11 protein-coding genes and 10 tRNA genes are annotated in these 15,078 nt (G+C 45.1%); 20 read left to right on the top strand and 1 reads right to left on the bottom strand.

What is annotated here, in order from left to right; all coding sequences use genetic code 11:
* The first annotated feature begins 20 nt into the window (after positions 1-20).
* From surE to rpoS, 4 genes are all read left to right on the top strand, one after another.
* Positions 21-764 (top strand): 5'/3'-nucleotidase SurE, encoded by a 744-nt coding sequence (gene surE, locus L0992_13500; protein XGB66716.1) that lies wholly within the window; start codon positions 21-23, stop codon positions 762-764.
* Positions 765-1,391, top strand: coding sequence for a protein-L-isoaspartate(D-aspartate) O-methyltransferase (locus tag L0992_13495; protein XGB66715.1), 627 nt, complete (start codon positions 765-767; stop codon positions 1,389-1,391). It abuts the gene before it with no gap.
* Between the two features lie 35 nt (positions 1,392-1,426).
* Positions 1,427-2,341, top strand: a complete 915-nt coding sequence (gene nlpD, locus L0992_13490; protein ID XGB66714.1) for a murein hydrolase activator NlpD — start codon at positions 1,427-1,429, stop codon at positions 2,339-2,341.
* Positions 2,342-2,438: 97 nt separating this feature from the next.
* Positions 2,439-3,419: an RNA polymerase sigma factor RpoS gene (gene rpoS / locus L0992_13485; GenBank protein XGB66713.1), complete on the top strand. Its 981-nt coding sequence runs from the start codon at positions 2,439-2,441 to the stop codon at positions 3,417-3,419.
* A gap of 150 nt (positions 3,420-3,569) precedes the next feature.
* On the opposite strand, the gene mutS is transcribed toward rpoS, so the two are convergent.
* Positions 3,570-6,131: a DNA mismatch repair protein MutS gene (mutS, locus tag L0992_13480; protein XGB66712.1), complete on the bottom strand. Its 2,562-nt coding sequence runs from the start codon at positions 6,129-6,131 to the stop codon at positions 3,570-3,572.
* 124 nt (positions 6,132-6,255) lie between these two features.
* On the opposite strand from mutS, the gene pncC reads away from it, so the two are divergent.
* The 16 genes from pncC (at position 6,256) to L0992_13400 (ending at position 15,066) form a co-directional block, all read left to right on the top strand.
* Positions 6,256-6,750, top strand: coding sequence for a nicotinamide-nucleotide amidase (pncC, locus tag L0992_13475; GenBank protein XGB66711.1), 495 nt, complete (start codon positions 6,256-6,258; stop codon positions 6,748-6,750).
* Between the two features lie 139 nt (positions 6,751-6,889).
* Positions 6,890-7,930, top strand: coding sequence for a recombinase RecA (recA, locus tag L0992_13470; protein XGB66710.1), 1,041 nt, complete (start codon positions 6,890-6,892; stop codon positions 7,928-7,930).
* A gap of 332 nt (positions 7,931-8,262) precedes the next feature.
* Entirely contained in the window at positions 8,263-10,845 is a 2,583-nt protein-coding gene (gene alaS, locus L0992_13465; GenBank protein XGB66709.1) for an alanine--tRNA ligase, read from the top strand.
* 218 nt (positions 10,846-11,063) lie between these two features.
* On the top strand, positions 11,064-12,245 hold the full coding sequence (locus L0992_13460; GenBank protein ID XGB68736.1) for an aspartate kinase: 1,182 nt from the start codon (positions 11,064-11,066) through the stop codon (positions 12,243-12,245).
* A 92-nt stretch (positions 12,246-12,337) separates the two neighbouring features.
* Positions 12,338-12,535, top strand: a complete 198-nt coding sequence (gene csrA, locus L0992_13455) for a carbon storage regulator CsrA (GenBank protein ID XGB66708.1) — start codon at positions 12,338-12,340, stop codon at positions 12,533-12,535.
* 474 nt (positions 12,536-13,009) lie between these two features.
* Positions 13,010-13,102 (top strand) — tRNA-Ser (locus L0992_13450).
* A gap of 43 nt (positions 13,103-13,145) precedes the next feature.
* Positions 13,146-13,222: transfer RNA gene (locus L0992_13445), tRNA-Arg, on the top strand.
* A 44-nt stretch (positions 13,223-13,266) separates the two neighbouring features.
* Positions 13,267-13,359, top strand: a tRNA-Ser gene (locus L0992_13440).
* An 89-nt stretch (positions 13,360-13,448) separates the two neighbouring features.
* Positions 13,449-13,525 (top strand) — tRNA-Arg (locus L0992_13435).
* 69 nt (positions 13,526-13,594) lie between these two features.
* A tRNA-Arg gene (locus tag L0992_13430) sits at positions 13,595-13,671 on the top strand.
* Positions 13,672-13,750: 79 nt separating this feature from the next.
* Positions 13,751-13,827 (top strand) — tRNA-Arg (locus L0992_13425).
* A 74-nt stretch (positions 13,828-13,901) separates the two neighbouring features.
* Positions 13,902-13,978 (top strand) — tRNA-Arg (locus L0992_13420).
* 67 nt (positions 13,979-14,045) lie between these two features.
* Positions 14,046-14,122, top strand: a tRNA-Arg gene (locus L0992_13415).
* 76 nt (positions 14,123-14,198) lie between these two features.
* Positions 14,199-14,275, top strand: a tRNA-Arg gene (locus L0992_13410).
* 81 nt (positions 14,276-14,356) lie between these two features.
* Positions 14,357-14,433 (top strand) — tRNA-Arg (locus tag L0992_13405).
* Between the two features lie 375 nt (positions 14,434-14,808).
* Positions 14,809-15,066: an oxaloacetate decarboxylase subunit gamma gene (locus L0992_13400; GenBank protein ID XGB66707.1), complete on the top strand. Its 258-nt coding sequence runs from the start codon at positions 14,809-14,811 to the stop codon at positions 15,064-15,066.
* The last annotated feature ends 12 nt before the right edge of the window (positions 15,067-15,078 follow it).

Here is a 15,078-nt window from a genome sequence, read left to right as displayed (position 1 = left end):
AACAAAAGAAAGGATACAAGATGAAGATTTTACTCAGCAACGATGATGGTGTGCATGCTCAAGGTATTCATGAGCTAGCAAATGAATTACGTGATCTTGCTGAAGTTATCATTGTTGCACCTGACCGAAATCGCTCAGGTGCTTCAAATTCATTAACTTTAGAACAACCTTTGCGCGTTCAAGAAATTGCAGAAAATACCTACTCGGTACAAGGCACGCCGACTGATTGTGTGCATTTCGCGTTAAATGAACTGCTCAAGAACAATATGCCCGATCTGGTTTTAACGGGCATTAATCACGGTGCTAACCTTGGTGACGATGTGCTTTATTCAGGCACAGTCGCAGCCGCAATGGAAGGGCACTTCTTAGGCGTTCAATCGGTGGCGTTTTCATTGGTGGGTAAAAAACATTTTAGGACAGCGGCAGCGATTGCTCGTCGTATCGTCGAACAACATTTAGTAAACCCAATCCCAACTAATCGCCTGTTAAACGTTAATGTACCTGATTTGGCTTTAGAGCAGCTCTCTGGTACTCAAGTAACGCGCTTAGGTGCTCGTCACCATGCTGAAGATATGATTAAGCAAAAAGACCCTCGTGGTCATGATATCTATTGGCTTGGTCCTCCGGGTAAAGAGCAAGATGCTGGCGAAGGTACCGATTTTTACGCAATCGAACATGGCTTTGTATCGGTAACACCGTTACAAGTTGATCTGACGGCGCACGAGTCGTTAGGTGCGATGACAACATGGTTAGGGGAGAAGTAAGTGAGCAATCCACAAGCCGAGCGCTTAGTTACTTTTCTGATTGAAAATGGCATCCGAGACCAAAAGGTTCTTGATGCGATTTACCAACTGCCGAGAGAGAGCTTTTTATCACAGGCGATGTACCATCAAGCTTATGATAATAATGCGCTGCCGATCGGACAGGGGCAAACCATCTCGCAACCATACATTGTTGCTAAAATGACAGAGTTGCTTGAGTTACAACAAGATAGTCGCGTTTTGGAGATCGGTACCGGTTCTGGCTACCAAACCGCAGTATTGGCTCAGCTTGTTGATCATGTTTATTCGGTTGAAAGAATAAAGTCGTTACAATGGGATGCTAAACGTAGGTTGAAGCAACTCGATTTCTACAATATTTCAACTAAGCACGGTGATGGTTGGCAAGGGTGGTCTTCAAAGGCGCCTTTTGATGCGATTATTGTTACTGCTGCTGCAGAGTCGATTCCTCAAGCGCTTCTGCAACAGTTGAAAGATGGTGGTCGTTTACTGATTCCGGTTGGAGATGATGAACAACAACTGTTGAAGATCGTTCGTCACGGCGATGAATTTTTGTCGAGTGTTATCGAAATGGTGAGATTTGTACCTCTTGTTCCTGGTGAACTAGCTTAATAACAAGACTAATGGTGTAGGTGGATAGAGAGTCGATGCGTTCGAAGTTGTTTAAAGGAAGTACTTTACTGCTTAGCTGTGCCCTTGTTGGGTGTGCAGCGAATTCGCCTGCGCCCGTTTCAAGCCTTAACAAGAAATACTCATCGATTGATCGTGGTAGTTATCGCGGCAGTTACTATGAAGTGAAAAAAGGCGATACGCTTTATTTCATCGCTTATGTGACCAATAAAGACGTCAATGACCTCGTCAGTTACAACAAATTGTCTGCCCCTTATACTATCCATCCAGGGCAGAAGCTTAAGTTGTGGCGTCCTAGCTACAACGCGCCAGCGTATGGTAAATCAACGGTAGCGGCAGCAGCAGTTGCTGCGCCTGTCGCGGCATCGACAACGTCATCTGCGGCAAGTAAACCTAAAACCACATCGCAACCGAGCAAAAACTCTAAACCTGCCCCAGCTCAAACTACCACCAAAGTGGCGAAAAAAGATCCACCAAAGAAGGTTGAACAATCCAAATCAAAGGAGTATGTTGGTTCTAAAGGTAAACAGAATGTTACACCGTCCACCAAACCAACAAGTGATAAAGTATCCAAATGGTTATGGCCAACTAAAGGGAGAGTAATCAAGAATTTCTCTGTAGGCGAACAAGGAAATAAAGGCATAGACATAGCAGGACAGCGAGGTCAGCCAATAGTATCTACTGCAGGGGGAACGGTTGTTTATTCGGGTAATGCACTACGAGGCTACGGCAATCTAGTGATTGTGAAGCACAATGATAATTACTTAAGTGCATACGCGCATAACGACCGACTATTAGTATCTGAAGGGCAAAGTGTGAAACCAGGGCAGAAGATTGCAACAATGGGAAGCTCTGGAGCCAGCAGTGTTAGGCTGCACTTTGAGATTCGTTACCAAGGTAAATCAGTTAATCCAAAACGATATTTGCCTTAAATACAGTATGCAAAATTACGTATTGTATGGAGTGACACAGTCATTTAGCGACATATGAAGTTGTAATGTCATGCTAATTTCGCCAGGGGGAGGCGTTATGAGTATAAGCAATGCAGTAACCAAAGAAGAGTTCGATCTTGACCAAGCAACCACGGAACCGGAAGCTCTTGGAAAAGCAAAACGAACAGTCACTAAGAAAACCGAAGCGAAAGAAGAAGTTGAAGTTACGTCTAAAAGCTTAGATGCCACTCAACTGTATCTAGGCGAAATCGGTTTCTCACCACTACTAACCGCAGAAGAAGAAGTGCTTTACGCACGTCGAGCTCTACGCGGTGATGAAGCAGCACGTAAACGCATGATCGAAAGTAACCTGCGTTTGGTGGTAAAAATTTCTCGTCGTTATAGCAACCGTGGCTTGGCACTTCTCGATCTAATCGAAGAAGGCAACCTAGGCTTGATTCGCGCCGTAGAGAAGTTTGACCCAGAGCGTGGCTTCCGCTTCTCAACTTACGCAACATGGTGGATTCGTCAAACCATTGAACGTGCGTTGATGAATCAGACTCGCACTATCCGTTTGCCAATCCATGTTGTGAAAGAGCTGAACATCTACCTACGTACGGCAAGAGAACTATCACAAAAGCTTGACCACGAACCAACAGCTGAAGAGATCGCTTCTAAGCTAGATAAGCCAGTTGGTGATGTGAGCAAGATGCTTCGTCTAAACGAACGAGTGAGCTCTGTTGATACGCCAATTGGTGGTGATGGTGAGAAAGCACTGTTGGATATTATTCCAGACATCAACAATTCAGATCCTGAGGTTTCAACTCAAGATAGCGATATCAAGAACTCACTGATCTTCTGGCTTGATGAACTGAATCCGAAGCAGAAAGAGGTGCTTGCACGTCGATTTGGACTACTAGGCTATGAACCGTCAACGCTAGAAGAAGTTGGCCGTGAAATCAGCCTGACTCGTGAGCGAGTTCGTCAAATCCAAGTTGAAGGTCTTCGCCGTCTACGTGAGATTCTGATCAAACAGGGTCTGAACATGGAAAACTTGTTCAACGTTGAAAACGACTAAACGATATTCCACGATATCGATATAAAAAACGCTGACCTCATGTCAGCGTTTTTTAGTTTTAGCTTCTGGCTTAATTTTGACTTCAGTTAGAAACCCACAGCGCTTGGTTATTTAAACTAGAGTGCTATTTAAACTAGAGTGCTTCTTAAGTTAGAGAAGCTTCTTCAAGCGGTAGAGTTCTTCTAATGCTTGGCGAGGTGTTAGATCATCAGGATCAACATTCGCTAGTGCTTGCTCCACTTCACTCGGCTCAGGGATCAGGCTCAGTTGGTTCGCGATATCAACACCACTTGGCTTCGATGTCGGAGACTCAATACTCAATGCCTCGAGTTGTGTTAGCTTCGCGCGAGCGTTCTTGATCACGGCTTTTGGTACACCGGCCAACCCTGCAACCGCTAGGCCGTAAGATTTACTTGCCGCACCTTCTTGAACCGCATGCATAAAAGCAATGCTGTCGCCGTGTTCAACCGCGTCCAAGTGGACGTTGGCCAGCGTTGGAAGCTGGTTTGGCAGTTCAGTTAGCTCAAAATAGTGCGTTGCAAACAGTGTCATCGCATTGATTTGATTCGCTAGCCATTCCGCGCTTGCCCAAGCCAATGACAAACCATCATAAGTACTGGTACCACGGCCAATTTCGTCCATTAACACAAGGCTATTTGGTGTCGCGTTGTGCAGAATATTAGCGGTCTCTGTCATCTCAACCATGAAAGTTGAACGGCCAGAAGCCAGATCATCCGACGCGCCAATACGAGTAAAGATACGGTCGATAGAGCCAATAGTCGCGCTTTCTGCTGGCACATAACAACCGATATGGGCCATCAATGCGATAAGTGCAGTTTGGCGCATGTAAGTCGATTTACCACCCATGTTTGGACCTGTGATGATCAGCATTTTACGCTTGTCGTTTAGGTCGATAGGGTTGGCGATGAAAGGTTCGTCCATCACTTGCTCAACCACTGGGTGACGACCCGCTTGGATCTGTACACCTGCCGCTTCTGTCATGGTTGGACGGCAGTAATCCAGCGTATCTGCGCGCTCAGCTAAGTTCTGCAGTACATCAAGTTGAGATACTGAAGATGCGATGTTCTGTAGTCGTTCTAGATATGGCAGTAGTAAATCAAACAACTCTTCCCACAACTGCTTCTCGATCGCCAAAGCCTTCGATTTAGAGTTAAGGACTTTGTCTTCGTGCTCTTTCAGTTCTGGAATAATGTAACGTTCAGCATTCTTCAGCGTTTGACGACGTACATAGTGTAGCGGTACAAGGTGGCTTTGCCCGCGGCTTACCTGAATAAAGAAACCGTGTACGTTGTTGTAGCCAACTTTTAGCGTGTCGATACCGTGACGTTCACGCTCTTCTTGCTCAAGCTTATCCAGAAACTCGGTTGCACCCGCTGCAAGGTCACGCCATTCATCTAGCTCGGCGTTGTAGCCTTCTGCAATCACACCGCCGTCACGGATAACCACGGGCGGGTTCTCTTTGATTGCACGTTCAAGCAGTTCTGAAACCTCATCCAAAGGAGATGCGTACTGAGCAAGTTGAGTTAGGTATGGGTGCTTAAGCTGAGTCAGTGTTTCAGCAAGCTCTGGTAGGTATTCCATTGCTTGACGAAGTCGCGCCATATCACGAGGGCGGGCCGAGCGAAGTGCTAAGCGAGCTAAGATTCGCTCAATATCGCCGATCTGTTTCAGGGTTGGCTGCAGCTCAGTAAATAGAGCCAAATCTTTCATTTCACCAATCGCGTCTAGGCGCTGATCGAGTGCAGAGATATTACGCATTGGTTGATGTAACCAACGCTTAAGCATACGACTACCCATTGCGGTTGCAGTGTGGTCCAGCACTTCAGCAAGGGTGTTGTCGGTTCCACCGGCAAGGTTTTGTGTGATCTCTAGGTTACGGCGCGTTGCAGCATCGAGGATCACTGAGTGATCTTGCTTGTCCATTGTCAGTGAGCGAATATGCGGAAGCGCAGTACGTTGGGTATCTTTCACATACTGAATAAGACAGCCAGCTGCACATAAGCCAAGTTTTGCGCCTTCAACGCCAAAACCCACAAGGTCGCGAGTACCAAATTGTTGGTTCAACTGCTGCTTAGCGGTATCTAGTTCAAACTCCCATACCGGACGACGACGATTGCCAGTACGGCTTGCCATTAAATCAACGGGTTCGAAATCTTCAGGGAACAACAACTCACGCGGAGAAGTTCTCTGCAGTTCTGCTGCCATTGCTTCTTCGGTTTCTGGTTCACACAGTTGGAATCGGCCCGAGGTAATGTCTAGCGTCGCGTAACCAAACTTGCCATTGTGGTGGTAGATAGCGGCAATCAAATTGTCGACGCGTTCAGAAAGCAGTGCTTCGTCTGTTACGGTACCTGGTGTCACGATACGCACAACCGCTCGCTCGACTGGGCCTTTTGAAAGTGCTGGATTACCAATCTGTTCACAAATTGCTACGGATTCTCCGAGTTGCACTAACTTAGCTAGATACCCCTCAACGGCATGGTATGGGACGCCGGCCATTGGGATTGGCTCACCATTTGATGAACCACGCTTAGTCAGTGAAATATCGAGGAGTTGAGAAGCTTTTTTAGCGTCATCGTAGAAAAGCTCGTAGAAATCGCCCATGCGGTAGAACAGCAGAATTTCTGGGTTTTCTGCTTTTAGTTTTAGGTACTGCTGCATCATGGGAGTATGTTTTTGATCGGCTTTCACAGTTAACTTCTTTCGTTTATTTCTATTGCGGCTTAGGATACGTGAAAGCGTTTCGTGCGAAAAGCGGCTGATGCGAAAAGATGCGAATCCAAATGATATGACAGTAAATAAAGGGAAGTTGATAATGCAGATGACTCAAGCTCTTAGTGAAAAACTCGGACCATTACTGGCAAAACATAAACAAGTGCTAGTGACCGCTGAATCTTGTACTGGCGGCGGTGTAGCAACGGCGGTTACCGATGTGGCGGGCAGCTCTGGATGGTTTGATCGTGCTTTTGTTACTTACAGTAATGAAGCTAAGCAAGAGATGATTGGGGTTCAGCTTGAAACCTTGGTTGAGTTCGGCGCGGTGAGTGAACCTGTGGTGATAGAAATGGTCAAGGGCGCACTACAACATTCAAATGGCACTATTTCTGTGTCGATCAGTGGTATTGCTGGCCCTGGCGGCGGCACAGAAGAGAAGCCTGTTGGTACCGTCTGTTTTGCTTGGAAGGCTTTAAACGGCTGGGATAAAGTGGAAACGAATGTATTTACAGGTGATAGATCACAAGTACGCCAACAAGCCACGCACCATGCCCTGCAAGTTATTTATGATTACCTATCAATGGAAGGTAAGTAACATTTGTACAAATTATTTTCATACAGGTATAGACACTGTATGAATCAACAGTATAATAAAAGCCAATTAGTCACCCCTATGTGGGTTAGAAATAGATTCTAGATCGCTTGTTGAGACAACCGATTATGTGGAGATAGAAATGGACGAGAATAAACAAAAAGCGTTAGCCGCAGCCCTTGGTCAGATTGAAAAGCAATTTGGTAAAGGTTCTATCATGCGTCTTGGTGATAACCGCACAATGGACGTAGAAACTATTTCTACTGGTTCTCTATCTCTAGATATCGCACTAGGTGCTGGTGGCCTACCGATGGGACGTATCGTAGAAGTTTACGGTCCAGAATCATCAGGTAAAACAACGCTAACGCTTGAGCTTATTGCTGCAGCACAAAAAGTTGGCAAGACGTGTGCTTTCGTTGATGCGGAACACGCACTAGACCCTATCTACGCTCAAAAGCTTGGTGTTGATATCGATGCGCTTCTTGTTTCTCAACCAGATACGGGTGAGCAAGCGCTAGAAATCTGTGATGCACTGGCTCGTTCAGGTGCAATCGATGTACTTGTTATTGACTCAGTAGCAGCACTAACACCAAAAGCAGAAATCGAAGGCGAAATGGGCGATAGCCACATGGGTCTTCAGGCTCGTATGCTTTCTCAAGCGATGCGTAAGCTAACTGGTAACCTAAAGCAGTCTAACTGTATGGCTATCTTCATCAACCAAATCCGTATGAAGATTGGTGTGATGTTTGGTAACCCAGAAACAACAACAGGTGGTAATGCTCTTAAGTTCTACGCATCTGTTCGTCTTGATATCCGCCGTACTGGTGCGATCAAAGATGGTGATGAGGTTGTTGGTAACGAAACACGTATCAAGGTTGTTAAGAACAAGATTGCTGCACCGTTTAAACAAGCTGAAACTCAGATCCTATACGGTAAAGGCTTCAACCGTGAAGGTGAGCTTATCGATTTAGGTGTTAAGAACAAGCTGGTAGAAAAAGCGGGCGCTTGGTACAGCTACAAGGGCGATAAGATCGGCCAAGGTAAAGCTAACGCTGGTAAATACCTACGTGAAAACCCAGAAGTTGCTCTTGAGATCGACACTAAACTTCGCGAGTTGCTACTAACTCCTGCTGTTCTTGAAGAAAAAGACGTAGAACAGGAAGAAGAAAACGAAGAGCTATAAGCTAACGTTTTATGGAGTGGATGTTTGAAAACAACATTCGCTTTGAAAAATTTAAAGCCTCGCATTTTTATGCGGGGCTTTTTTATTGGGGCAGTTTCGCTCTGTGTGTCATTTAGTTAGATCTTCTTAGTTTATGGACTTTCTTCAATCGCTAGATAGCCAATTGAGTTCGGCTTTTCCACTGCCTGAACTAGTGAAATATTCTCCATTTTATCGATTTACAACTAAAATCATGCCCAAGGGTGTCTTTTCTACAAGAAAACTAGTCGAAGCCTTAACCATGATCTACAATACGGCAAAATTCTAACTCGACTATTTTCAGGAAGAGCTGCATGTACATGAGCACTGATGAGGTTCGCAACGCGTTCCTTAAGTTCTTTGAGAGCAAAGAACACCAAATCGTAGACAGTTCATCGTTAGTTCCACATAACGATCCAACCCTGCTATTTACTAACGCAGGTATGAACCAATTCAAAGATTGCTTCCTAGGCGCCGAAAAGCGTGCCTACACACGAGCAACTACGGCTCAGCGTTGTGTACGTGCGGGTGGTAAACACAATGACCTTGAAAACGTAGGTTTCACGGCTCGTCACCACACATTCTTCGAAATGCTAGGTAACTTCAGCTTTGGTGATTACTTCAAAGAAGAAGCGATTGCGTTTGCTTGGGAATTCCTGACTGAAACTCTTCAACTGCCAAAAGATCGTCTACTGGTAACGGTATACGAGACAGATGATGAAGCATTCGATATCTGGAACAAGAAAGTAGGTGTACCTGCTGACCGTATCGTTCGCATCGGCGATAAAGAAGGCGGTAAACAGTTCGAGTCTGATAACTTCTGGACAATGGGTGACACAGGTCCTTGTGGTCCATGTACTGAAATCTTCTACGATCACGGTGAGCACATCTGGGGCGGCCGTCCTGGTACACCTGAAGAAGATGGTGACCGTTTCATCGAGATCTGGAACAACGTATTCATGCAGTTCAACCGTCACGCTGACGGCACAATGGAACCGCTACCTAAGCCTGCTGTAGATACAGGCATGGGTATTGAGCGTATCTCTGCAATCATGCAGGGCGTTCACTCTAACTACGAAATTGATGTATTCCAAAAGCTAATCAAAGCGACAGCTGAAGTTGTTGGTCATGACGACCTATCTAACCAATCGCTACGCGTTATTGCTGACCACATCCGTTCTTGTTCATTCCTAATCGCTGATGGCGTTATGCCTTCAAACGAAGGTCGTGGCTACGTTCTACGTCGTATTATTCGTCGTGCTGTTCGTCACGGTAACAAGCTAGGTGCACAAGGCGTATTCTTCCACAAACTTGTGGGTGTACTGGCTGAAGTGATGGGTTCTGCAGCAGATGAGCTGAAGAAGCAACAAGAGCTTGTTGAAAAAGTACTGCGCATTGAAGAAGAGAACTTCGGTCGTACTCTAGAGCGCGGCATGGTTATTCTTAATGACGCACTAGATGCACTTGAAGGCAAAGAGCTTGACGGCGAAACAGTTTTCAAACTTTACGACACATACGGCTTCCCAGCTGACCTTACTAACGATGTAGCTCGCGAACGCGACTTTACTATCGATGAAGAAGGCTTTGAGAAGGCGATGGAAGCACAGCGTCAACGTGCACGCGAAGCTGGCCAATTCGGCACGGATTACAACGCGACGATCAAAGTAGACACCAACACTGAGTTCTGTGGTTACACAGGTACTGAAGGTTCAGGTGAAATCTCTGCGCTATTCGTTGACGGCGAAGAAGTATCTTCACTATCAGCGGGCGACAAAGCCATCATTATCCTTGAAGAGACACCATTCTACGCTGAGTCAGGCGGTCAATGTGGTGATGCTGGTACGCTAAAAACAGTATCGGGTCTGTTCAAAGTACAAGACACTCAGAAGCTAGGTAACGCATTTGCGCACCACGGTGAGTTAGTTGAAGGTGTATTTGCTAAAGGCGACAAAGTAGAAGCAACAGTTGACGCTGAGCGTCGTGCTGCTATCTCACTAAACCACTCTGCAACGCACTTACTGCACTCTGCACTGCGTGAAGTTCTAGGTGAGCACGTTGCTCAGAAAGGTTCTTTGGTTAAGCCTGATAATCTACGTTTTGACTTCTCTAATCTTGAAGCGGTAACACCTGCACAGATTAAAGAAGTGGAGCGCTTGGTTAACGCACAAGTTCGTAAGAACCACGTGATTGAAACCAACATCATGGACATCGAGTCAGCGAAAGAAAAAGGTGCAATGGCACTGTTTGGCGAGAAGTACGATGATGAAGTTCGCGTTCTGTCTATGGGCGATTTCTCTACTGAGCTTTGTGGTGGTATCCACGCAAGCAACACGGGTGATATCGGTCTGTTCAAGATCACTTCTGAAGGTGGTATCGCTGCTGGTATCCGTCGTATCGAAGCGGTAACAGGCGAAGCGGCTCTAGATGCTGTAGAAGCTCAAGCTAACGCTTACGAAGAGAAACTAGCTGAGTCAGCTAAGAAAGCGAAATTTCTAGAGAAAGAAATCCAACTGCTTAAAGAAAAGATGGCTGCAGCTGAAGGCGCAAACATCATGGGTAAAGTGGAAGAAATCTCAGGTACTAAAGTACTGGTTGCTGCAATTGAAGGCGCAGACAACAAGAACCTACGTACTATGGTTGATAACGCTAAAAACCAAGTGGGTAGCGGCATCATCCTGATTGCTAACGTAGCAGACGGTAAAGTTGGCCTGATTGCTGGCGTAACTAAAGACCTTATCGGCAAAGTTAAAGCGGGCGACCTAGTTAAGATGGTTGCTGAGCAAGTTGGCGGTAAAGGCGGCGGTCGTCCAGATATGGCTCAAGCGGGTGGTACTGACGTTGAAGCACTACCTGAAGCGCTTAAATCTGTACGCACTTGGCTAGAAGAACGTCTTTAAGCTTAAGTAATTGATACAAAGATGCCCAATCAGATGATTGGGCATCTTTTATTTTGTCTATCGGAAGTGTGTAAATCAGGTTTGATTGAGATTAACCACGAAGTTTAATGGTTACGTTAGACTCCTTGGTTCATTTTTTATTGCTTCGCCATGACGCGGAGTATGTGTTTTTTTGTCATATATAGACATTGGTCTTGGGAAGGTGAGGACGGGTGAAAATGCCTCTTATCGTGCAGAAATTTGGTGGAACGTCGGTGGGTTCAATAGAACGAATCCATCATGTAGCAGAGAAAATCATTGAAGCGAAAAATGAAGGGAACCAGATCGTGGTTGTCGTTTCTGCTATGTCAGGTGAAACAAATCGGTTGGTTAACTTAGCCACACAAGTTGATAGCGTCCCCAACGCTAGAGAATTGGATGTGCTGTTAACGGCTGGAGAGCAAGTTTCCATGGCTTTGTTAGCAATGACGTTACACAAGTTAGGTTATGAAGCGACATCGATGACCGGCTATCAAGCCAAGATACACACCGATTCTAATCATAACAATGCGACGATTGAGCGTATTGATACTGCTCCTATTCAAGCCTTGTTAGACGATAATCAGATTGTCATTGTCGCTGGCTTTCAAGGCACGAATGCTAAAGGCGACATTACCACTTTAGGCCGAGGCGGCTCAGATACTACTGCGGTTGCATTAGCTGGCGCACTGCAGGCGAAAGAGTGCCAGATTTATACCGATGTTGATGGTGTGTACTCTTGTGACCCGAGGGTTGTCAAACATTCGAAGAAGCTCGATACCTTAGACTTTCCGTCGATGGAAGAGATGGCTCGCCGAGGTGCAAAGGTTCTGCATTTACCGTGTGTTCAGTATGCATGGCAACATAATGTGCCATTAAGAGTGCTTTCCAGCTTTGAAGCAGGCGAGGGTACATTGATTGCGGGCAACCAGTGTTTGAATGATATTGCCGGCATCGCCATTCAAAGAGACATGGTACGTATCGAGTGTTTGAATGAGGATTTGCCATCTTTCATATCGCATTGCCAACTGTTAGGGATCGAAGTCTGTAGTGTGATCGAGGAAACAGAACGGGCAGCACTCATTATTAAACAAGACATAAGTGCCAAATTAAAACTAGTTTTTGACGAGAAAATCCGTAATAGTGAACAGGTTAGTTTGTTAACTGTGGTCGGAAGCCGAACACAAGAAATTGTGGTCAGTTCACATGGATTGTTGTCTGAAGGCGAAATTGATGTACAGCATCACTTATTGCAGCAGCAGTCTTTAACTTTGGTGATATCACCAACGCAAGTCGATATGGCTGCTAACATATTACACAATGCATACATCGTAGCGCGTGAAACACAGGGTTATCCTAAAAAAGAAGTGCATTTTGGTTAAATAAACTCAATCGATAGTTTACGAAAATATAACTTTTGTTGGATAATGCTCTCGTAGCTAGATAAATTTAGAGATTACTCAAGGAGCAAAGAATGCTAATTTTGACTCGCCGCGTTGGCGAAACACTGATGATTGGTGATGAAGTAACAGTTACTGTACTAGGCGTAAAAGGTAACCAAGTACGTATCGGTGTTAACGCACCTAAAGAAGTATCTGTTCACCGTGAAGAGATCTACATGCGCATTCAAGCTGAAAAAGGTAATGGTAACGTTGCATCTGGCAACTACTAATACTTTTGCGTAGAGAAGAGGCTAGCATTGTTGCTAGCCTTTTTTGATCTTGGAGAACAGAAGTGTTCATTGAGATATAGATGGCTTAGATAACTGGCCAGTATTCACTCGGTGAAATGAATGCTCCATAACACTGTGAAATACAGTTGCGGTTGTTCAATGTTGTTTCTTTCTATTTTGTTTGGCAAAGCTCAAGATTTGTTAGCTTCTCCTATAGCGTAAAAACGCATCCCGTAGTAAGGTGCAAACAGCGGTAGCACTTGCTGCTGAAGAAAATAGATAATTGTTTTCGGCTGTTTATTATTGCCAATCTTTCACCTTAATTTTTAAGGGAAAAAGCACGATTTGAATCTTATAAGTTCAATTTGCAAGCGCTTTGATTAAATAGCAAACGGTTGAGTGTTTTTGTCCAATTTTTTTCAATAAAGTGTTTGACATATTTTCGGTAAAACGTAATATGTGCCTCCGCAAGACGGTGAGGTGGCCGAGAGGCCGAAGGCGCTCCCCTGCTAAGGGAGTATGTGGTTTGTAGCTGCATCGAGGGTTCGAATCCCTCCCTCACCGCCATTTCTTGCGAGTCTAGAATTAGCCATTTAGACAATGTAAATGTGCGTCCTTAGCTCAGCTGGATAGAGTACCTGGCTACGAACCAGGCGGTCGGAGGTTCGAATCCTCCAGGACGCGCCATTCTCTCTTCTCTTACTTGTAAGTGATGTGAGAATAATGAATTAGGTGAGGTGGCCGAGTGGCCGAAGGCGCTCCCCTGCTAAGGGAGTATGTGGTTTGTAGCTGCATCGAGGGTTCGAATCCCTCCCTCACCGCCATTCATTACAGGCCGATGGCCTTTTTTTTTCTTCGTAGCAAGAAGAATGTGATATATTTCACAACTTCATTCTTAATGAATGAACACCGTGCGTCCTTAGCTCAGCTGGATAGAGTACCTGGCTACGAACCAGGCGGTCGGAGGTTCGAATCCTCCAGGACGCGCCACTATTTAAGGGTTTCCTCTCTATGAGAATGAAAATCCTTGTATTGGCTATAAGTTGATACTAAAACCGTGCGCTCTTAGCTCAGCTGGATAGAGTACCTGGCTACGAACCAGGCGGTCGGAGGTTCGAATCCTCCAGAGCGCGCCACTATTTAGGGTTTAGTTCTTATATGAATTTGAATCCTGATATTGATAAATCGTTTATCGAGAATTAATATCAAAAGCGTGCGTCCTTAGCTCAGCTGGATAGAGTACCTGGCTACGAACCAGGCGGTCGGAGGTTCGAATCCTCCAGGACGCGCCACTATTTAGGGCTTCCCTCTTATGAGAGGAAATCCTTGTATTGATTGTGTAATAACAACTTGATACTAAAACCGTGCGTCCTTAGCTCAGCTGGATAGAGTACCTGGCTACGAACCAGGCGGTCGGAGGTTCGAATCCTCCAGGACGCGCCACTATTTAGGGATTCTCTCTTACGAGAATAGAAATCCTTGTATTGGCTTAAGTTGATACTAAAACCGTGCGCTCTTAGCTCAGCTGGATAGAGTACCTGGCTACGAACCAGGCGGTCGGAGGTTCGAATCCTCCAGAGCGCGCCACTATTTAGGGCTTCTTTCTTATGTGAATGAAATCCTTGTATTGAATTGCTTAATAGTAAGTTGATACTAAAACCGTGCGTCCTTAGCTCAGCTGGATAGAGTACCTGGCTACGAACCAGGCGGTCGGAGGTTCGAATCCTCCAGGACGCGCCACTATTTAGGGCTTCTTTCTTATTAGAATGAAATCCTTATATTGATAAGTTGTTAGTAACAATGAATTGATATTAAAGCCGTGCGCTCTTAGCTCAGCTGGATAGAGTACCTGGCTACGAACCAGGCGGTCGGAGGTTCGAATCCTCCAGAGCGCGCCACATTATTAAAAAAAGCCTCGTTTATACGAGGCTTTTTTTATGTCTGCCACATAAATGTTGATTAAATGTTAAATTTACTTAAAATTTAACTTGTTGTATTTTAAGTACTTCTTGAATGCTTCTTTGTTATTCCACCTTTCTCATATCATTTCTCAGAAAAGCCCCGTTTAAGTCACAGTTTAAATATCTAAAAATGACTCATTTGACAGATTTATGTGATCTGATAGGCGAATAATTAACCTTATGTGTGCGTTATCCGTAACAGAACCTTAAACAAAATTGACAAAGTTTTACCAATCGAGATAATCCAAGGGTCGGGATCACTATTCGCTGAAATCCTGTACATATGTCAGGATGACGAAGAAAGGAAGCAACATGACTAATATTGGAAGCCTGCTAGGAGATGCGGCGACTCTAATGATAACGGGAATGTCCGTTGTCTTTATTTTTCTAACTATTCTAGTTTACCTCGTTCGGTTGATGTCAAAACTGGTACCAGAAGAAGTACCTGAACCGATCGCAGCACCTAAAAAAATTCAAAAATCACAATCAAACCCTTCAGCTGTTAGTCCACAGGTAGTGGCAGCAATTTCGGCCGCGGTTCATCAATACCGTGCGTCTACTGCTAAGTAGCATTTAAAGGAT

Source organism: Vibrio pomeroyi (assembly GCA_041879425.1).
GTDB lineage: Bacteria > Pseudomonadota > Gammaproteobacteria > Enterobacterales > Vibrionaceae > Vibrio > Vibrio pomeroyi_A.
This window is presented reverse-complemented; position numbering and strand designations above follow the sequence as displayed.